Origin of the sequence: Paenibacillus kobensis NBRC 15729 (genome assembly GCF_004000825.1) — a bacterium.
Taxonomy (GTDB): Bacteria; Bacillota; Bacilli; order Paenibacillales; family Paenibacillaceae; genus Paenibacillus_T; species Paenibacillus_T kobensis.
Window position 1 is genome coordinate 10,612 of record NZ_BILZ01000054.1, and the last position, 19,557, is coordinate 30,168.

Here is a 19,557-nt window from a genome sequence, read left to right on the forward strand (position 1 = left end):
CCAATTGAGCTTTATTCGTCACTAATTGAACTTTTCTAATTGTATGGAATGCAATGAGCGTTTCAGACAAGGTTCATTCAGTTTGTTTTCATTGCATGAAATGCAATGAAGATCAGTTGCTCTGCGCTAGGTGCCAGCGGTTATGCGATACGAAGAAATGGAGCTGTCTCAAAAGTCTAATTATGCTCATTGAAACCCCACTTATGACTGAAATTCTTCGAGGAAAAGGACCTCAGCCTCTACTCTCTAGTGGAATCTGAGGTCCTTTCGTGTGTAAATCGGGGGGTTCTCCTATCGTGCGAACACTTTTGAGACAGCCCCTTCCTTTCCTTGCTGACCGTGTATGCAAACCGCAATCCGGCAGCCGATTGCCGGTTTCTCCTATTAGATGTTCTCTACTTCGAAGCCGCCGCGCTAACATCCGGCTTCTTCCCGACCATGATCGACAGCCCCAGCATAAGGAGCGGCATTCCGAATGCAATGGGAACCGCGATGAACGGCCAGTAATGCTCGAGATAATCGATTGCGCGGAAATGATCTTCGATGACCCAATAACCGAAGAAACCGAGCACAATGCTTGACGGAATGATCGTCCACTTATTATTTTTTAACCCGAACAACCGCGCCGCCCCCTCCGCCGTTCCATAGATGCAGAACATGACCTGGAACAACGCAGACAAGGAGTACAATGCAATCATGATCATCTCATAACGCTGCAGGAAGTCGCCGATATGGGCGTTACGCGCCAACTTCATGCACGACACCGTGTATTGGCTCGTCACATCCGCCGATAAGACGGCGCTTTCCAGAATCGCCCACATGATAACGGATATCCCGCTCACGACGATGCCCATCACAGCCGCACGGCTACCCTTCTTCCCGACATCCTTGACGATCGGCAGCACTAAGGCTGCCAGCATGATCGCGAGCGCGCAATCCGCATCATAATGCAGACTTGCCGCCGCCGTTCGCTTCACGCCGGATTCGAATACGGGAAGCAAATTGCGGATATCGAATTCGTGGGTCGAACCGATCGTAATGAGCAGGTTCAGCATAAAAATAAACGCCATCCCGACGAGCGCGATACGCCCCATTACCTCCAGTCCGTAAAAGCATCCGAGCGAGCCAACGAGCAGCGCTGCGACGATGAACATCCACAAAGGTGCTTCCGGCAAAAAGTAATCTTTCAAATGGTACACGAACGTAATCATTACGGGACCGAACGCGGCGATAAAAAACACAATGAATATCAACGCGATCAGAATCCCAAACCACCGGCCAAGCAGCGCCTCGCCAATGCCGATAAAGTCCCGTTCCGGCATCGCCCGTACAACGAGATACGTCGCATAAATCATAACCGCGCCCTGCAGAATGCCGAGCAGCGTCGCAATCCACATATCCTGGCCGACGGCCCGTGCGAGCGTTCCCTGCGTAACCCCGATGGCTTTCACGTAAATGATATTTACGATCATCGCAACGAGCATGCCCTGCGAGATATAGATTTTGTTGGTCATTTGACTTTCGTCCCCATCACTTTCACTACGGTGCTCTTAATCGACGCCTTCACCTGAATCGTCGGTTCGAGCTCCGAGAATATCGTGTCCCAACGCGGACCCAGCGTCCGCCATTCTTGCGGATACTTGTTGTGGAATATTTCGCCCAGCTTCAAAATATCAGTGTGGTACTGCTTAGCCTTGTCCACCGCACTCTCGACGCGCTGCTTCAGCTGCTGCTCGAGCTTTTGCGTAATCTCATGCTTCTTCCCGGTTAGTGTAGAATTACAGCCGCTCTCCACAATATCCGCATCCGTTTTCAACGTGATATTGAACTGAGGCTTGGATTGGCGGTAAAACGGCTCCACTTTCAGGCGGGCGTTATGAAATTCGAGCGATATTTTCTCATCACCTTCCGGGCAAGATACCACCTCAATCCCGTTGTCCAGCCGCTCCAGAAAAAACAATACGCCCCGCGTCTCCTTCGTCGTCAGCCATCCCACCATTTTATCGTCGTGGAAAGCTGCTGAACCCGCCAATTCTACCTGTTTAATCGAGCCGTGCTCTTCCGGCTTCTTGTTCGATATGCCTCTTGGCACGAGCTGAAGTCTTGCAAGCAGCGACTGCGTCGTCGCGTTGAGATGCGTTTCCTCCAAATTCATCATGTTGCTGGCGGGAGCTTGTCCAACGATATGATTGTTGCTGAACAGACGGTCCACCGCCTCACCGGGCACAACCTCCAGTCCGGTTATCGTTGCGATCACTTCGTCCGGACGGTTGGGCGTAACAGCGACCCAAGTGCTCATCCGCAATTCATGGTTGCGCGTGAAGAAATCGACCATGTCGTTAATTCCTTTGCGGGCGTAATCCTCATGCATGACGATTAGAAAATTGTGCGCCCAATACACTCTTCGCGACGTGAAACGCCCCAGATTGCGAATCGCTTCGAAGATCGTCTTCCCTTCCGCCGAGACCGAATAAATCGGCTGTCCCGTCCCGCCGGAAGGGGCACCGGTCTGCCCCCTCGCATCGGCGGGACGAATGATTTGGGCCGACAGCCGGATCGTTCCTGGCTTCTCGCCTAAGTCCAGCCCGACCGCCGCGACGATGGCGAGCTGGTTAATTTGACGAACACCCGTACAGGAGGTCGTCGAGATGACCATTAGGCTAAACAGCACGAACGTAACCGCCAGCCTTCTCATTGTGACCCGTCCTTGCCATTGCCTTTGCCATTGCCATTGCCTTTGTCCGGCTCAGGCATTAGATGTTCTCCCGACCGCACGCTGTCCTGCGCGAACTCCGGACGATAATCCATCATCCACATCGGCAACCGCAGCACCATGTCCCGCTGAGCGGTTCGGCTGAACGGGCTCGCCGGAGCCAAATACGATTCGCCGAACGACCGGATCGACAACGCATGGAGGAGAAGCGCGAAGAACACCGTGGCGAACCCTAATAGCCCGAACAGGCCGGAAGCGATCAGCAGCGGGAAGCGGAATATTCTCAACGCCAGCGATGACGAATAGCTCGGAATCGCGAACGATGATATCCCTGTAATCGCGACAACGATAACCATGAACGGCGACACGAGACCGGCTTGAACCGCCGCCTGGCCGATAATAAGCGAGCCTACGATACTGACCGCTTGGCCGATCGGCTTCGGCATCCGTAAGCCCGCTTCCCGCATAAGCTCGAATGCGAATTCCATCAGAAGCGCCTCCAGCAGAACCGGGAACGGCACGACTTCCCGGCCGGACGCAATCGTGAGCGCGAGCGAGGTCGGAATCATTTCGTGATGGAAGGATACGAGCATGACATAGATGGACGGGAGCACGAGACTGATCATAAATGCGCAGTAGCGGACGAAGCGGAAGAACGTGCCGACCCAATACCGGTGATAATAATCGTCCGGCGCCTGGATGAACTGCCAGAAGAAGCTCGGCACGACGAGAACGACCGGCGTATTGTCGATAAAAATCGCTACGCGCCCTTCGAGCAGCGCGGATGCCACTTTGTCCGGCCTCTCCGTGCTCTGGATCGTATTGAATGGCGAGAACGGCGCATCCTCGATCATTTCTTCCACATAACCGCTTTCGAGAATCGCATCGATCTTAATCCGGCCAAGCCGCTGTTTCACCTCATCCACTAGCCCGATCTTCACCAGATCGGCAATATAAGCAATATTGATATCCGTCTTCGAACGGGTCCCGATGACCATTCCGTCGATCCGCAGCTGCGGGTCGCGGATTCTTCTGCGCACATGAGCGGTGTTCGTGCGAATGCTCTCCGAGAATCCGTCCCGCGGACCGCGTACGTTGTTCTCTGAGGCGGGCTCTTCGACGCCGCGGTCCTTCCAACCCTTCGTGCTGACGAGAATCCCTTCGTCGAATCCTTCGATCAAGACGAGCGTGTCGCCCGACATCACAGCTGTAATCCCTTCTCCCAGCTTCAAGCACGGTTTCACCGACGCATTAATCATGAGTCTTGCCCGAATATCCTCGGCGGAAGGCAGCTTGTCTGGTTCATGATGCAGTTCTCCGCCGAACACAATTAATGCCTTCAAGATCGATTCCACGATGACGGTATCGACCAAGCCGTCCACATAGCAGCAAATACCCGGTCGGTCGGCGCTCCCGCAGAGCATAAAATCCCGCTTCTGAAAATCGACGCTTGAGCCCATAATGTGATCAATATCCGCCCGATTGTCCTTCAACATCTGCTTCAGCGGCTGCTTCAGCATCTCTTGGACTTCGGCTGCGATCTTCGCATTCTCTTCCGCTATTTGGCGGGTATCCGCGGCTACTCCTGTCATGACGCCGATCTCTCCTCCCGAATTGGTATAGCCTGGCAGCGAAACAGCAATAATAACGGCAATAATGCGCGCGATACCTGCAGGCAAAGGGGGCAGCAACTGTGGACCTGTACCATTCTTGGTTGTATCAGAAAATCATTAACACACAGTGGTTTATGTGGACCATCGTGTACGTCACACTTGGGATCAACATTCTGGCACCGGCCATCGTCTGGTTCTTTAACAACTATAGACGGTTGTTCAAGAAACCAGCGGATCCTTCGAATAAACAATCGCAACCGTCAGGGGCAAATGGGGATGAATAGCAATATTCAATATTCAAGTATAGTGTCCCGCGCTTCTGGATGATTATTCCTGCATTAAACATGAAAAGGCTGTTCTCGGATAGATGATGGATCATCTGCTCCGCGAACAGCCTTTTGAATAAGGAGTCTTTTACCCCGCCCTGGCAGCCGACTGCGTTTCCCCGCGTGCGCTCAGGCAGCCTGTTTTGTCATCTCATTCCTAAAACTTTTAAACAATCCAAAATGCCGATGTTCCCCCTGCACGGGGGGACATCGGCATTCGAATAGCTTATAATGGGCTCTCCATTACACCATGACTTTGCAAATATCGTTCGTGAACGCAACCGGATCTTGGATCGGAAGACCTTCGATCAGAAGCGCTTGGTTGTACAGCAGGTTCGTGAACAGCTTCAGCTTCTCCGGGTCGGAGGCTTGCGCAGCCTTCAGCGTCTGGTAAACGTCATGGTTGACGTTGATCTCCAGCACTTTGTCCGCTTGAACTTCACCGCCGTTAGGCATCGCGTTCAATATTTTCTCCATCTCGATCGATACTTCGCCCTCAGCCGACAAGCAGACCGGATGCGACTTCAGACGCTTGGACGCTTTGACCTTCTTCACTTGACCGGCAAGAATCGTCCCCATCTGCTCGAACAGATCTTGGTTCTCTTCTGTATCCGCCGCTTTGTCGTCCGCGTCCGGCTCGATGCCCAGGTCACCGCTCGATACCGACTTGAACGACTTCTCCTTGTAGCTGTTCAGCGCCTTGATCGCGAACTCGTCGATGTCGTCGGTGAAGTACAGAATCTCGTAGCCTTTGTCCGCCACAAGCTCCGTCTGCGGCAGTTTCTCAATCCGGTCGATTGAATTGCCCGTTGCGTAATAGATAAACTTCTGATCCTCTGGCATTCTCGACACGTACTCGTCCAGCGTCACCAACTTCTTCTCCTTCGAGGAGTGGAACAGAAGCAGATCTTGCAGATCGTCCTTGTTCGCGCCGAAGTCGTTATAGACGCCGAATTTCAACTGGCGGCCGAACGATTCGAAGAACTTCTCGTACTGCTCGCGCTCATCCTTCGCGAGGCTGACCAATTGGCTTTTGATTTTGTTCTTAATATTCTTCGCGATCAGCTTCAATTGGCGGTCATGCTGCAACAACTCGCGCGAGATGTTGAGCGACAAGTCTTCGGAGTCGACCATCCCTTTGACAAAGCTGAAATAGTCCGGAAGCAAATCCGAGCACTTGTCCATTATGAGAACGCCGTTGGAGTACAGCTCCAAGCCCTTCTCATACTCTTTCGTATAGTAATCGAAAGGCGTACGCTCTGGAATGAACAGAATCGCGTTATAGACTACAGCGCCGTCAGCGCTGATATGAATATGCTTAATCGGCTTGTCGAAGCCGTAACGTTTCTCGAAATAGAAGTTCTCGTAGTCTTCGTTCGTCAGCTCGCTCTTGTTCTTACGCCAGATCGGAACCATGCTGTTGACCGTCTGCTCTTCTACGATTTCCTCGAATTCGCCCTCTGCGCCTTCCTTCGGCCGCGACGTCGGGAAGTCCATTTTGATCGGATAGCGGATGAAGTCGGAATACTTCTTCACGATCGCCTTCAGCCGGTACGGCTCCAGAAACTCATCGTACTGGTCGTCCTCGGTATTCGGTTTGATCGACATGATGATCTCGGTACCGACCGTCGCCTTGTCGCAAGGGGTGATCGTATAACCGTCCGCGCCTTCGGATTCCCATTTGTATGCCTGGTCGCTGCCGAGCGCTTTGCTGATAACCGTTACGACATCTGCAACCATGAACGACGAATAGAAGCCGACGCCGAATTGGCCGATGATGTTGTGGCCGTCCTTCGCTTCGTTCTCCTGTTTGAAGGCGAGCGAGCCGCTCTTCGCGATCGTGCCCAGATTGTTCTCCAGATCCTCCGGCGACATACCGATACCCGAGTCTGCGATCGTAAGCGTACGTGCTGCTTTGTCCGCCGTTATTTTAATAAAATAGTCTTCTTTGTTGAATACGAGCTGATCGTCGGTCAGCGCTTTGTAATAAATTTTGTCGATGGCATCACTGGCATTCGAAATGAGCTCCCGCACAAAAATTTCACGCTGAGTGTAGATCGAGTTGATCATCATTTCGAGCAGTCGCTTCGATTCTGCTTTGAACGCTGTTTTCGTCATGAACGGATCTCCTTCCAAACTTCAAATTACGATTGTTGTTAGCACTCCAACCATGAGAGTGCCAGTCGCTTCTTTTTATATATCATATTCCAAAAATTGATGTCAATAGGACTGCCGGGGAATCCGCCTAAATGAAGCAAATGGTGTTCTGCCTTCGGTCATTTGCATACTCGCATTTCGTCATAGAATCATATATTGCGAGTATCCTCTATAAACAAAGGAGAGTCGGTAATGGGAAATCATTATCATCAGAACAGGCATCATAAAGGCAACACGATCAACATCATCACGATTGTTAAAGGGAACTTCATTATCCAGCACGCGGAGAAGAGCGGACAGATCATCAAAATTGTCGCTGACGCTAAAAAAGGCGGACAAAACGCGTTCTTCGGCGGAAGCAACACGGAGAAAAACAAGCATGTTGACGTGAAAAAGGTATACAAAAAAATGAAGCACTATCCTCCTTTCAAAAAAGGAATGTTCTATTAAAAAGAGCGGCGTCTGTCATTCGGCAGACGCCTCTTCATTTCGCTTTTACATAAAATTCAAACCCTAATAACACTCGGATAATGTTGTTTCGTTATAACTAATACGACAAATGACGACACTTTCGTCCACAGGGGGAAATGAAAGAATGAAGAAGAAGACGATTATTGCGGCTGCAACAGCATTGACGCTGACAGCCGGCATCGGAATCGCATCCGCAGCCGTACTTAGCGGCAACACGGCGGAAGGTATTACGTTCTCGAACAACGGACAAGCCGTTGCTCCATCTGCCCCGGCAGTCAACATCGACGGCCATCTGTACTTGCCAGTCCGCTCGATCGGCGAGACAACGGGCAAATATGTCGATTACGATTATTTCAATCAAAGCGTTGCTTTGACGGACAAGCCTCAGCTGACGGGTAAATTCAAGCTGCAGGAACCGAACCTGGCGGACGGCATCAAAATGGGCGTCGGCTCCTCGCTGACTCACCTGCCAGGCGACCCGGACAATGTGTTCTATTCGACGGCGGACCGCGGTCCGAACGGCCAAGTGGACGCAGGCGGCGGCAAGCTCGTTCGCACGTTCCCGTTCGCCAACTACACGCCGACGATCTATAAAATCCAAATTGCGGACGGCCGCATCAGCATCCTCGATAAGTTCCCATTGAAAGTAGCGGGCAAGGATGCCGTATCCGGCTCCGAGAAAATTACGGGCCTGCCGAACATCAAAGGCCGCGACGAAGCTCCTTTCGATACCAAAGGCGAGAAAGAAATCGCCTACGATCCATACGGCCTGGATATCGAAGGCCTCGCTTATAACGCGAAGGACGACACGTTCTGGATCTCCGATGAGTACGGTCCGTCCATCGTTCATGTAAAGCGCGACGGTACGCTCATCGAGCGCATCGTGCCGCAAGGCTGGGCATCGCAAGCAGCGACGCCGCTCGTACCGGCACGCGAGACGCTTCCTGCCGTCTACAACAAGCTTCGCCAGAACCGCGGCGCCGAAGCCGTCGGCATTACGGAAGACGGCAAATATATGTTCATGGCCATGCAGAACGCTCTGCGCAACCCGAACAAAGATATGGACAACTCGCGCCAAGTCCGTATCATCAAGTTCGATCTGGCGACGCTGAAGCCCGTAGCCGAATATGTCTACCTGCTCGAGGACGCAACGCAATTCACCGATCTCGTGCAAGGCGACATCGTCGTCTCCGACCTCGTCGTCGTGAACGAGAACACGCTGCTCATCGACGAGCGCGACAAATTCGCAGGCGACAAAGCGCAACTCAAACGGATCTATGCGGTTGACCTGTCGAACGCGACGAACATTCTCGGCAAGTATGACGATGCGGCAGCAGCCGGCAAGACGCTGGAGCAAATGATGATTGCCGACCTGAAAGCAAACGGCATCAACCCAGTATCGAAACGGACTGTTCTCGATGCAGTCGATTTCAAATTCCCGTATGAGAAAATCGAAGGCGTTACGCTGACGAACGGCAACACGCTGACGATCGTGAACGACAACGACTTCGGCATCGGCGGCACGACGGAGGAGAACGGCACAGAGCTGTGGCAGTTCAAACTCCCTTATACGCTGAAATAAATCGGAGCCTCATCCGAGACAACGAACACCCCGGCAGGCATAAAGCCTTCCGGGGTGTTCATTGGGATTGGAAACAACGCTGCAGCGCCGACCCTGACGTTGCGAAAATACCACTTCTTGATGGCCGTCGCCCTAACAGATCCAGTTATTTTACTTGCTCGCCTTCCACACCGTCCAGCGGTCCTGCTCCACAATCGGGGCCGCTTGCACGCCAAGCTGTTTTCGGATGTACTCGACTAATTCCTTCAGTTCCTCATCGCTTATTTCGTGCAAAATCGACCGGCCGGTCCGTTTCAGCAAATCGTCTGCCAAGAGATCGAAATGCGCATACACTCTGCGCGTCTCCCAGAACTGAAACTCATCGACCCGGCGGAAGCCGGCTGCCTTCAGCGCTTCAATGACGCTGTGGCTTGCATGCCTGCGGTCCGCTTCGACCTGTGCAAGCGAGGGGAATTTCTCGAACAGATAGCCGCGAATATGATTCGAGCTCCCTGCCAACAAACAATCCTCTGGCGTCCGATCCTGCACAATGAGCGTACCGCCGACGTCTAACAGCCGATAGGCTTCATTGAAGCAAGGCGACAGCTCCGGCAGATGATGAATGAGCGCCCGCTCTAGCACGACATCATATTGTCCGCTCGGCAAAGAGGTTGTCGCCGCATCCCCTTTCACGAATTCGGCATGGCCGACCGCCTCGCAGTATTGTCTTGCAGATTCAAGACTCATCTCGGAGTAATCGACCCCCGTGACATGTGCCGCGCCAAGCTCTATCATCGCCTTGGAATAGATGCCTCCGCCGCAGCCGATATCGGCGATACGCCTGTCCCGAACGTCGACCCACTCCTGAAACTCCCCCAGCCAAGAACAGTCTACTGCGCGACCGGCATAAGTAAACCGGACATTCTCGTTGTGAAAATCAATCGGCATAATAAACACCCCCACAAGTAGTTTCATTGAATAAAACACTGTTTCATTTTTATTAACCAAAATTATACTCCTATAAAACAAAAAAGGAAAGAGGTTCCTTCCCTCTTTCCCCACTACACGTTTACTGTTCGCGCTCATTATTCCCCAGGAAATGATGCCTTCCTGCTCTTCTCGACAAAATGCTTTCTCTATAAAGCTGCTGCTAGCGGTCCTTGAATACCGCCTTGCGCTTCTCTACGAACGCCGTCACGCCCTCGCGCATATCTTCGCTTACGAACAAATCGCCGAACAACTCGGCTTCAAGCTGCAAGCCTTCTTCCAAAGTGCCGTCCAGCCCTTGGGCAATAGCTTGCAAAGCGGCAGCGACGGAGACCGAGCTTCGCTCGGTTGCGATTAGCTCCGCCCACTCAGCGGCAGCGGCCAGCAACTGATCACCCGGTACGGCTCTGTTGACCAACCCGACCCGTTCCGCCTCTCGTCCGGTAATCGGCCGGCTCGTCAGAATCATCTCGGTCGCCTTGGCCTGACCGACGAGCCGAGCAAGCCGCTGCGTGCCGCCGTAGCCTGGAATAAGCCCCAGCTTCAGCTCCGGCAGCCCGAGCTGTGCATCTTCCGCCGCAATGCGCAGATGGCAGCACATCGCAAGCTCCAATCCGCCCCCTAACGCCGCACCATTAATGGCACAAATGACGGGCTTCGTCATCGCAGCGATCCGCTGAAACGTCTGCGAAGCGGACAACGCCATTTGCTTGCCTTGCTCCGAATTACCGAATGCGCCTGTGAACTCTTTTATATCCGCCCCCGCAACGAACAGCTTCCCTTCACCCGTCATTACGATCGCTTTCACTTCCGTATCTGCTGCGAGACTACCTAAGCACGCCCCAAGCTCCGCAATAACCTCCGTACTGAGCGCGTTAACCGGAGGACGGTTCAGTGTTACATAAGCAACTCTATTCTCCGAGCGCAGCTTCAAGTATTGGAACGATGCTTCCGATTGTGATGTTGTCATATCGAGCGAAGCCCCTTTCCTATGATCTCGTTAACTATTACCCCACTGACCGCGAAATAATACCTTTGTGCACCTTACTCCCAACAAGGCGTGCCTGTAAAAAGAAAAGAGTCGCCTCGTGCATAGCTGCCAAATTCACGAGCAGCGCACTTCTTCACATGCGCTGGCAGCCAATCGTTCGATTCAGGGATACCAAGAGCGATCCTCATCCCGATCAGCGCGAGCGAAATAAATAAGGCTTCAATTTGTGCTACATAGTCATTGGGCAGCGGGAAGTTCTCTCCATACCATTCGATGTACTGCCTTCTGGCATTCGGATGAATAAAGGTAAAGGTGATAGCCAAGTCCGTAAGAAAAGGACCGAATCCGCAAGCGCCGAAGTCAATAGGATGAGCAGCCCCATCTACAAACACGATATTGGGAGGAACGATATCCCCATGCAATAAGCCCCACGACATTTTATTCTGAGGGAGCGTGTCGAGCAGGGCCATCGCTTTTTCTCCGGCAGCCTCAAGGATCTCAACATCGTGTGCATCGAATAGCCCTTCCCTCACCTGCTGCTTGAGCAGGTCCAGAGCACTCTGTATGCGATCACGATTAACCGTTGGACGGATAAATGAGGAAGGCGGCTGCCACTCGCTGGCAAGGCGGTGCAAGGCTGCCGTCATTTCAGCGGTGGATTTCATTTCTTGCTCGCTCGTAAAATAAGGTTTCTGCTCGCCTTCCACCCAACTGAGCAGCGTGCAACAGACCTCGTTCACTTGCGTAACATAGGCCCCTTGCCGATTGCGTTGCGGTACAGGGATCGTGAGACGGCTATTGCCTTTGAGCGCATCCAGCCATACTAACTCCGAATCGAGCACCTCCCGGTTCGTCCAAATCTTCTCAAGCGTACTGCTCTCGGATTTGTGAATACGCAAGCTGTATATCATTCCGCGGTCATCTTCCATTTTGAATACCGCAGCGCCGCTTTGAGCTACTGGCGATACGGACACCACGTTAATATCGTATTGCGCAAGCGCATGCTGTGCTAGGATGGCGTTGTCCATTCTGTTCTCACTTTCCGCGGGGAATGGTTCCGAATCGTTTAACCCTTGGTTTACTTCAATGTTGTAATTAATCTTCGCATCTCCTCGAATCGATATAGGAAAGGATAACCTTGACCAGGCTTTCAGTGAATCCCCTTGGCCGCCGTTCATCCTTACAAGAACTCATTATATCGAGCGAGGAAAATAAAACCTTGCAATCCTTGCACCAAACGATCATGTTCCTCGCCGCTACAGCTTATAGGAGTACCCCGTCACCTGCTCGCTCTCTTCCCACAGCCTCTGCGCAAGTGCAAGGTCGCGGCTTTGCTTGGATGAAGGGGCTTCTTGGCAGCGGATAAAATACTTTCCGGTCACACCTTCTACTTCGGGCGACGATGCCAAGTAGATCGACGTTGCGGCCCCCTTCTCCACCGGAATCATGAACGGCTTCAGGGCAGCGAACGACAGCTTCTCAAGTCCCGTCAGCCTCTTCGCGAAGCTCGTGCGCACAATGCCGGGATGAAGGCAGTTCGCCGTCACATCCGTTCCGTTCAACCGGCGCGCAAGCTCATAGGTGAAGAGAATATTAGCCAGCTTCGATAACCCGTAGGCTCGGTTAGGCATGTACCGGCGCTGCTCGTTCAGCTTATCGACGTTCAGCTTGTACATCCGGTGAGCCATCGAGCTGACCGTAACGATTCGCGAGCGGCCGCTTGATGCTTTCAGCTGATCGAGCAAAAGCCCCGTCAGAAGAAACGTGCCGAAATGGTTCACGCCCATGATCGTCTCCAGACCGTCGGCAGTCGGCGTCCATTCGTCCATCATGATGCCGGCATTGTTCACGAGAACGTCCAGCTTGTCATAGTTCCGGTTCACCCGATCGGCGAATGCCCGAATCGAAGCAAAAGAAGCCAAATCGAGCGGCAGCACCTCGATTCGCTCATTCCCCGTACTGCGTGTTATCTCATTCGCAGCCGCTTCCCCTTTGGCTGTATCCCGGCAAGCGAGAATCAAGGCCGCCCCTTGCTTCGCCAAAGCCTCCGCCGTCGCTTTGCCGATTCCGGCATTCGCCCCTGTCAGCAGTACTCTGCGTCCTGTCATTGTCATCGTCATCGCACCTCTCCCATTCCCTTATTGTTCAACCCTCTAACGCCCATCTGTTTTTTTACATTATAAACCACTGTAATTATGTACAGCACAAAAAACTGCCTGTTCAAGCTCCGCAGAACTTGAACAGGCAGCAGTCAGCATAGCCTCTCTCAATTCAACAATCCGTAAGTGCAAAAGCTACTCCAGCGAAACTCCGTTCCCGTCATACTGGACACCGAACCGCTCCGCATACTTCTCGGCTTTCTCATCTTCACCCGCAATCTCGCGGGTCGTCACTTCCACGGTCGAATGGATCGACCATTCGGTTACCCCGTTATGTTCATAGGAACTCGGCCGGCTCGCCTTATATCCGTCCGCTTGCAACTGCCCTTGAAGCGCCCGCAGCCTCTCTTCGCTTTCCGAGTAAAAATACTGGTCCAGCGATATTTTTCGGGTTGCATCGGCATCGTCGCTAGTAGCAGCATGTCCGCATCCTGCAAGCACGACGAGAACGAGCAACATCATCATTCGCAAAGCTAATCCTCCCTTAAAACCGCCGGGTTGACGCTGAACGTCGCGTTGACCGCCACAACCCGCTTATTCCTATTACCCATATTACCCTACAGCAGTTCATTCATCCATTCTGGGCCGAATTCGCCCTCAGCGAGCTGCGATTGACTCAACGAGCCGCGGCATCTGCAGCCAGCCCCCGTCAATCTACCCCGACCTCGAGCAAAATCTGGCTCGACTCCGCCGCCGGAAGCTCTTGTACCTGGCGCAGCTTGCGCTCTATCGCCCGCGTGCGCGTCGTCGCTTGGTCGATCGTGTTGCTTGCCTCTTGCAGCTTCTTCTGCGTCTTGTCGAGCACGTCGCCGAATTTACCGAACTCGGTTTTGACGGCGCCAAGCAACTGCCATACCTCGCTCGACCGCTTCTGGATCGCGAGCGTCTGGAAGCCGAGCTGCAGACTGTTCAGCACCGCCGTCAGCGTCGTCGGCCCCGCGATCACGACGCGGTATTCCCGCTGGATCGACTCCCACAGCCCTGGCTTGCGCAGCACCTCCGCGAACAGCCCTTCGATCGGCAGGAACATAATCGCGAAATCGGTCGTGTTCGGCGGATCGATATATTTGTCCTTAATCGACCGGGCTTCGCTCTTGATCCGCGCATCAAGCTGCTTCGCATATTCCGCCGCGGCTTGTCCGTCGTTCTCCTCCAGCGCATCAAGCAGACGCTGATAATCCTCGATCGGGAACTTGGAGTCGATCGGAAGATGGATGTATTGGTCTTTGTTGTTCTTGTCCGGGATTTTCACCGCGAACTCGACCCGGTCAGCGCTGCCCTTCTTCGTCGCAACGTTCTTATCGAACTGCTCCACCGTCAGCGTCTGCTCCAGCAAGTTCTCAAGCTGAAGCTCTCCGAGCGTCCCGCGCGTCTTCACGTTCGTCAGCACTTTGCGCAGATCGCCAACGCCATTGGCCAGCGTCTTCATCTCGCCCAGCCCTTTATGTACAAGCTCCAGCCGCTCGCTCACCAGCTTGAACGATTCGCCCAGCCGCTGTTCGAGCGTGGCATGCAGCTTCTCATCCACCGTCGCGCGCATTTGCTCCAGCTTCTTGCTGTTATCCTCCTGAAGATGAACGAGCTTCTCCTCGACCGTCGTCCGGATATTCTCCAGCTTCGTCTCATTCATCATGGTCAGATCGGACAGACGCTTCGAGAAGCTGTCGAGCAAATATTTCTGCTGAGCCGACATCTCGCTAATCGTCGCCACGAGCATTTGGTTCATCGCCTGCATGGAGCCTGCTATCTCCTCGCGGTTCAGCTTGGCCGCCATGCCCGCTTCCTGCCGGTTAAGCGCCGACTGGTCCATTTGGAACTTGTTGATGTCTTCCTTCGTCCGCTCAAGCTCCAGCCTCAGCTGGCTGCGAGCCGAATCAGAACCGCCTACGGCGCGCTGCTTGATGAGAAGCAGCACGACCGCAAGCAAAGTTATACCATTTAGAATGATGAGGGCAACTTCCAACATACCATCCCTGCTCCCGCGTTTATATTTTTTTCACCTGAAGGGATTGAATCCTCTTGTTCGTGAACGTCCCCTTCAATCCATCCTCCGACAAAATGTTCAGCTTCACCAGACTCGCCACCTTCCCCGGATCGGCCTTGGAGACGAGTCTCCATACGCTGGCCTCGGGCAGCACATCATACAGCCTTGCATCATCGTACTCTCTTCTTTCCTGCTGCACCACCCGCGCTTGATAGCCTCCCGCAAGCCTTTCGCCGTCCTCCTGCTGCATGCACCATGCGACGATCTCCTCCCGCAGCTCGTCAAGCGCCTGCTCCAGTTCCTTCTGCTGCTGCTTCAGCTCGAAATACGTTCTAAGCGTCTCCTCCATTGTATACCACTCCTCTACTATTCATCATCCCATTCTATGAATTAGCGGGAGGGCATAGTACCGCTGCCATCGGATTTGGCATGACGTGTCATGATGATCTATGCCGGAGTAACAGCAAGAAGGCTTGTCCGGTTTCGGACAAGCCTTCTTGAATGATACGGATTATCGTATCCTATTATTTGCTGGCTGGTTTCAATTGGCCTAACAGGGTGAGGATACGGTCAACAAGTACCGCCGTTTCCGCACGCGAGATTTGACCATTCGGACGGAATTTGCCTGATGGGTCGCCCGTTACGAGACCAAGGGACGCCGCCGTAGCAATATCTTCCGCCGCCCACTTGGAGATCGAGCCGTTATCCTGGAACGAAACAGCTTCCGATTTGTTCAGCGAGCTCGCATCGAGGCCCAGCGATTCGATTGCATAGTTGAATGCTCTCATCAATACAACAACCGCTTCTTCACGAGTCATCGCATCGTTCGGACGGAAGTTGCCGTTCGCGCCTTGAATCAATCCCGCTTCTACTGCGGCACCGATTGCGGCTGCATCGCTGCGGCTTGCCGGTACATCCTTGAAGCCGGATTGACCGCTGTTCGTCACATCGAGACCAAGTGCACGAACGATCATTACAGCAAGCTGCGAACGTTTCACCGCTGCTTGCGGCGCGAACGAGTCGCTCGATACGCCGTTCACAATTCCCAGCTCTACCAGACGCGCAATAGCGCCGGCTGCGAAGTTGCTAGCTGGTACGTCTTTAAATTCTGGCTTGTTGCCTGGATTCGTACCTGTGCCTGGTTTCGTACCTGGATCCGGTTTCGTACCTGGATCCGGTTTCGTTCCTGGATCCGGCGTCGTTCCTGGACCTGGATTCGAAGGACCACCTGGGTTCGATGGACCACCTGGGTTCGATGGGCCTGGGTTCGAAGGTGCAGCCGCAAGCTCTATGACGCCCAGTCTGGAAGTACTCGCATACGATTGACCCGTAGGATCATTCCAAATAAATACGCTGTCGCGGCTGCCGCCATCCTGATCGTTATTGACTTGGATATCGAAGCCGATGAACGCTCCTGCTTCCGGCTTAATCGTATCAAGATCGATTGCCGCCTCAACGACATAGCCGGTTCCATAGACTTCTTTCGTAACCGAAGTAAAGTTTGTGCTAGTCGCATGGCCGCCGACCGTTCTAACGTTCTTATAGTTGATCCGGTACTGGCCGTCGTCTTCTTGATAGCTCGAAGTCTTGCCGTTGTTCTGGTCGACGAAGATTTCGACCGAGTCCTGCTCCCACGGGTTTGCAGGCGCATCGCTCAATGCACTGTCCTTAATAACCGCATAAACATACAATTTTTGCTCATCCCACATGGTACGGAATTCAGCTGTCGCGACAGCATCGTTCTTCTGTTCGACCTTCACATCCGTTTTGTAGACCGTTGCTTTCTCCCATGCGCCATCCAATTCAGCATCAATTACTGGAGTACCGTAAGCAGCTGTTCCAGTATTGGTTTTCTCGATGTAGGTCAATACGCCATAGCCTTGGCTGTCGCTGTCCTGCGCGTTGCGCGGATCGCTCCAAGACACGATGGCGCCGTTGCCGCCAAATTCTGAACCGTCGTTGATTCCTTTATCTGTCACTCTGACATCGAACTTCACTTGCTTGCCTAACGAGCCAGCGAGCGGGATCGCCGTCTCCAGCACGTAACCGTACGTCGATTCCGTCACGGAAGGGTTGCTGCGCGAGAACGACTGCTTTTGAATGCCGCCGTTATCGATGAACAGCTCGACTTGATCCGTCGCCGTATTGGTCTTGTCTTGAACCGCTACGCGAACATACAGATTTTGCGCATCCCAGAGCGTCTTTACATCCGCCGAAAGCGTGCCCAGTTTCTCGGTGCTCATTGCAGGAACCGTGCTCCACGCCAGCTTCGAGGAACCGCTGACCGGGGTGCCTTGCGCCGTGCTTCCTTGTTTCACCGTAAGCGGGAGGTGGGAAGGATTGAGCGGTTTTACGGCCTCAACCATGCCCCAGTAAGCGTATTTCGTTTGATACTTCTTGTCGAACGGGAATGGAGCGTCTTGACGCGTCGTATTGTTAATATTGTGAAGCCATGTGTGGTCGTCCGCGATGCCCCACAGCGTCACGTTGCTGATCCAGCCTTCTGGATTGCTCGCCGTCTTGCCCATATTGTCCAAACGAACAAGCTCTTTGAACAATTCTTTATAACGGTAGCCTTGCTTAACTTGAATATCTTCCGGAACCGTATCGTATACAGTGCCGTTATTCGTGTATACGGATACGTCCAGCTCCGTTACTTGGTTGTCCAAGCCAGCTTCGCCGAATTTCTTGATCGAATCCGAAATTTGCTGAATGGACGGGCCTGTAATATTGATATGCGTCTGATGGCCAACGCCGTCGATCGGAACGCCTTCGCCCTTCAGTTTCATAACGAGAGCGTACAAGAAGTCGCGCTTCTTCGGATCATGCGTATTGTAATCATTAATGTACAGCTTCGCGTTCGGAAGCTCTTGTCTTGCCACGGTGAATGCCGTTTTGATGAAATCAGTTCCCGTCAGACGGTACCATTCGCTTCTGCGCATGCCGTCCGGCTGTCCCTCGTCGATAACCTCGTTCACGGCGTCGACAGCGTTAATCGTAACGCCCGCATCTTTGAAGTGGCGCGCTACCGTTTGAATATAAGTCGTCAGTCGGTCAAGAACGAGCTGCTTATTGGCAGGCGTCGCTTCAAGCGGCTGGTTGTTCGCGTCCTTGAACATCCATTCAGCCGCCTGCGAATGCCATGCCAGCGTATGCAAGCGGAGCGTAAGATTGTGATCCTTCGCATACTTCGCGACCTTATCGGCCGCTGCCCAGTTCCATACCCCTTCCGACGGGTTCAAGGAGCCCGGCTTCATGGAGTTCTCGGATACGAGCGAGTTGTAATGATAGTCCAGCAGTTCATGCACGCCGCCTTCAAGCTGCGCCGACTCTACTGCTGCGCCGATCTTGAAGTAGTCGGCATATACATCTTTCAAGTGATCGATATCGGTCTGGATCGGCTTCGGACCTTCAACGGCGCCAAGCTGCGACAGCACGAAATCATCTACATAGAAAGACCTTTCATTGCTGATTGTGTCAGCCACTTCCACGTAAGCATTCAGCACGGTTGGCACGGCCGATAACGTGAACTTGCCCGTCAGCTGCACCCAGTTATCCGACTTGACTTGCGCGTTCTGCGATACATTGGCGTAAGTGCTGTCGCCGGATTGCACAGAAATCCGCAGCGTCGTCGGATCTTGTCCTGGAGCCATCTTCACCCATGCGGAAAGGTTGTATTGATGACCCGGCTCCATCTTGCCGAGAATGTCGAGCAGCGGCCCGTCGTATTGCTGGGAGACGGTAGTCTGCAAGCTTTTGCTTCCGCCCGGCGTATGGTTGTCCGCTGCTACGACGCTAATGTTTCCGGCGCCGTTGCGTCTTACCCATGCCCCTTGTCCGTTCTCGAAGTCTGCTGTGATATCAGCCACTGCAGGCCCACCAGTGTTCGGATTCGACGGGGAAGCAATGAGCTTCACCTCGAACGTATCGAGGTAGTAAGCAACCGTTGCATTGTCCGTTGCTTGCACATAGACTTGATATTTGGTCGCTCGGGCATCGACCGTCAGTTGGCCTTTCAACGGAACCCAATCCGCAGCGGTAACCGCTTTGGAATTAATTTTGGAATAGGTGGCAGGATCGTTGGCTGGAAGCCCTTGTTGATTGATAGTAAGCTCCAAGTTAGCCGGTCCTACAGCATCCTCTTTGAGCTTGGCGTATATCGAAAATTCATAAGTGGCACCCGGCTGCAATGCGCTTGCATCGACTCCCGGACCGTTCCAAGAAACAGTACGGCCAGTAGCCAGCAAGCTTCCGGCACCGCTCTGTGCAGTTGCCGTCGTCTGTGTCACGGTCTCCGATCCGCGCTTGTACCAACCGTCGGTTCCGGAATCAAAGCTTGCGCTCATAACCGAATCTCCGACTTCAGCAGCAGAGGCGGTTAGAGCTCCCCAAGCTTGAGGCGCCATAAGCGCAACACTCAAGATTAGTGCTAATGCAGTGTTAAATTTTTTCTTCATTCTCTAATGTCCTCCTACTTCATAATCTGTGCGAGTGAGAAGTTTCTAGGGATCGTTTCAAAGAAAACGCATTCAATGAAACATGTATCCGCTTTCACTTGCATCCTATTATTATGACGGGCTTGAGAGACGCCGAGA

General features: G+C 53.2%; 15 protein-coding genes. 3 read left to right on the plus strand and 12 right to left on the minus strand.

Going from position 1 to position 19,557, the window contains the following annotated elements; translation table 11 throughout:
• Positions 1 to 395: 395 nt before the first annotated feature.
• From PKO01S_RS23030 to PKO01S_RS23040, 3 genes are read right to left on the minus strand one after another with little or no spacing between them, the layout of a single operon-like run.
• Entirely contained in the window at positions 396 to 1,514 is a 1,119-nt protein-coding gene (locus PKO01S_RS23030; RefSeq protein WP_127533795.1) for a GerAB/ArcD/ProY family transporter, read from the minus strand.
• Complete coding sequence (locus PKO01S_RS23035) at positions 1,511 to 2,695, minus strand: Ger(x)C family spore germination protein (RefSeq protein WP_127533796.1); 1,185 nt, start codon at positions 2,693 to 2,695, stop codon at positions 1,511 to 1,513. Before PKO01S_RS23035 ends, PKO01S_RS23030 begins: the two co-directional genes overlap by 4 nt.
• Positions 2,692 to 4,305 carry a spore germination protein gene (locus tag PKO01S_RS23040; protein WP_246070694.1) on the minus strand — a complete coding sequence of 538 codons (1,614 nt, stop codon included), beginning with the start codon at positions 4,303 to 4,305 and terminating at the stop codon, positions 2,692 to 2,694. The genes PKO01S_RS23035 and PKO01S_RS23040 overlap by 4 nt, the downstream gene beginning before the upstream one ends.
• A 101-nt stretch (positions 4,306 to 4,406) precedes the next feature.
• On the opposite strand from PKO01S_RS23040, the gene PKO01S_RS23045 reads away from it, so the two are divergent.
• The gene (locus PKO01S_RS23045) at positions 4,407 to 4,610 is read left to right on the plus strand and encodes a hypothetical protein (RefSeq protein ID WP_127533797.1); all 204 of its coding nucleotides are present in this window, start codon (positions 4,407 to 4,409) and stop codon (positions 4,608 to 4,610) included.
• Between the two features lie 285 nt (positions 4,611 to 4,895).
• Here the strand turns inward: PKO01S_RS23045 and htpG are convergent, their stop codons facing one another.
• Complete coding sequence (htpG, locus tag PKO01S_RS23050) at positions 4,896 to 6,770, minus strand: molecular chaperone HtpG (protein WP_127533798.1); 1,875 nt, start codon at positions 6,768 to 6,770, stop codon at positions 4,896 to 4,898.
• A gap of 231 nt (positions 6,771 to 7,001) precedes the next feature.
• Between htpG and PKO01S_RS23055 the strand changes: the two genes are divergently transcribed.
• On the plus strand, positions 7,002 to 7,259 hold the full coding sequence (locus tag PKO01S_RS23055; RefSeq protein WP_127533799.1) for a hypothetical protein: 258 nt from the start codon (positions 7,002 to 7,004) through the stop codon (positions 7,257 to 7,259).
• A gap of 145 nt (positions 7,260 to 7,404) precedes the next feature.
• Positions 7,405 to 8,862, plus strand: a complete 1,458-nt coding sequence (locus PKO01S_RS23060; protein ID WP_127533800.1) for an esterase-like activity of phytase family protein — start codon at positions 7,405 to 7,407, stop codon at positions 8,860 to 8,862.
• A 150-nt stretch (positions 8,863 to 9,012) separates the two neighbouring features.
• Here PKO01S_RS23060 and PKO01S_RS23065 read toward each other — a convergent pair whose 3' ends face one another.
• The 8 genes from PKO01S_RS23065 to PKO01S_RS23100 form a co-directional block, all read right to left on the minus strand.
• A complete protein-coding gene (locus PKO01S_RS23065) occupies positions 9,013 to 9,789 on the minus strand; it encodes a class I SAM-dependent methyltransferase (protein WP_127533801.1) in 777 nt (258 codons plus the stop codon).
• A 202-nt stretch (positions 9,790 to 9,991) separates the two neighbouring features.
• Positions 9,992 to 10,798 carry an enoyl-CoA hydratase gene (locus PKO01S_RS23070; protein WP_127533802.1) on the minus strand — a complete coding sequence of 269 codons (807 nt, stop codon included), beginning with the start codon at positions 10,796 to 10,798 and terminating at the stop codon, positions 9,992 to 9,994.
• A gap of 74 nt (positions 10,799 to 10,872) precedes the next feature.
• The gene (locus tag PKO01S_RS23075; RefSeq protein WP_127533803.1) at positions 10,873 to 11,847 is read right to left on the minus strand and encodes a phosphotransferase enzyme family protein; all 975 of its coding nucleotides are present in this window, start codon (positions 11,845 to 11,847) and stop codon (positions 10,873 to 10,875) included.
• Between the two features lie 228 nt (positions 11,848 to 12,075).
• Entirely contained in the window at positions 12,076 to 12,939 is an 864-nt protein-coding gene (locus tag PKO01S_RS23080) for an SDR family oxidoreductase (RefSeq protein WP_127533804.1), read from the minus strand.
• 174 nt (positions 12,940 to 13,113) lie between these two features.
• A complete protein-coding gene (locus PKO01S_RS23085) occupies positions 13,114 to 13,443 on the minus strand; it encodes a ribonuclease E inhibitor RraB (RefSeq protein ID WP_246070695.1) in 330 nt (109 codons plus the stop codon).
• Positions 13,444 to 13,627: 184 nt separating this feature from the next.
• The gene (locus tag PKO01S_RS23090) at positions 13,628 to 14,944 is read right to left on the minus strand and encodes a DNA recombination protein RmuC (RefSeq protein ID WP_127533806.1); all 1,317 of its coding nucleotides are present in this window, start codon (positions 14,942 to 14,944) and stop codon (positions 13,628 to 13,630) included.
• Between the two features lie 19 nt (positions 14,945 to 14,963).
• Complete coding sequence (locus PKO01S_RS23095; RefSeq protein WP_127533807.1) at positions 14,964 to 15,311, minus strand: hypothetical protein; 348 nt, start codon at positions 15,309 to 15,311, stop codon at positions 14,964 to 14,966.
• Positions 15,312 to 15,486: 175 nt separating this feature from the next.
• The gene (locus PKO01S_RS23100) at positions 15,487 to 19,419 is read right to left on the minus strand and encodes an endo-1,4-beta-xylanase (protein WP_127533808.1); all 3,933 of its coding nucleotides are present in this window, start codon (positions 19,417 to 19,419) and stop codon (positions 15,487 to 15,489) included.
• Between the last annotated feature and the right edge of the window lie 138 nt (positions 19,420 to 19,557).

Bases quoted from the DNA above. Each gene is read 5' to 3' on its own strand.
- PKO01S_RS23075 (WP_127533803.1), bottom strand. From the start codon at position 11,847: ATGGACAACGCCATCCTAGCACAGCATGCGCTTGCGCAATACGATATT.
- PKO01S_RS23035 (WP_127533796.1), bottom strand. From the start codon at position 2,695: ATGAGAAGGCTGGCGGTTACGTTCGTGCTGTTTAGCCTAATGGTCATC.
- htpG (WP_127533798.1), bottom strand. From the start codon at position 6,770: ATGACGAAAACAGCGTTCAAAGCAGAATCGAAGCGACTGCTCGAAATG.
- PKO01S_RS23100 (WP_127533808.1), bottom strand. From the start codon at position 19,419: ATGAAGAAAAAATTTAACACTGCATTAGCACTAATCTTGAGTGTTGCG.
- PKO01S_RS23030 (WP_127533795.1), bottom strand. From the start codon at position 1,514: ATGACCAACAAAATCTATATCTCGCAGGGCATGCTCGTTGCGATGATC.
- PKO01S_RS23060 (WP_127533800.1), top strand. From the start codon at position 7,405: ATGAAGAAGAAGACGATTATTGCGGCTGCAACAGCATTGACGCTGACA.
- PKO01S_RS23040 (WP_246070694.1), bottom strand. From the start codon at position 4,305: ATGACAGGAGTAGCCGCGGATACCCGCCAAATAGCGGAAGAGAATGCG.
- PKO01S_RS23085 (WP_246070695.1), bottom strand. From the start codon at position 13,443: ATGATGATGTTGCTCGTTCTCGTCGTGCTTGCAGGATGCGGACATGCT.
- PKO01S_RS23080 (WP_127533804.1), bottom strand. From the start codon at position 12,939: ATGACGATGACAATGACAGGACGCAGAGTACTGCTGACAGGGGCGAAT.
- PKO01S_RS23070 (WP_127533802.1), bottom strand. From the start codon at position 10,798: ATGACAACATCACAATCGGAAGCATCGTTCCAATACTTGAAGCTGCGC.
- PKO01S_RS23095 (WP_127533807.1), bottom strand. From the start codon at position 15,311: ATGGAGGAGACGCTTAGAACGTATTTCGAGCTGAAGCAGCAGCAGAAG.
- PKO01S_RS23055 (WP_127533799.1), top strand. From the start codon at position 7,002: ATGGGAAATCATTATCATCAGAACAGGCATCATAAAGGCAACACGATC.
- PKO01S_RS23090 (WP_127533806.1), bottom strand. From the start codon at position 14,944: ATGTTGGAAGTTGCCCTCATCATTCTAAATGGTATAACTTTGCTTGCG.
- PKO01S_RS23065 (WP_127533801.1), bottom strand. From the start codon at position 9,789: ATGCCGATTGATTTTCACAACGAGAATGTCCGGTTTACTTATGCCGGT.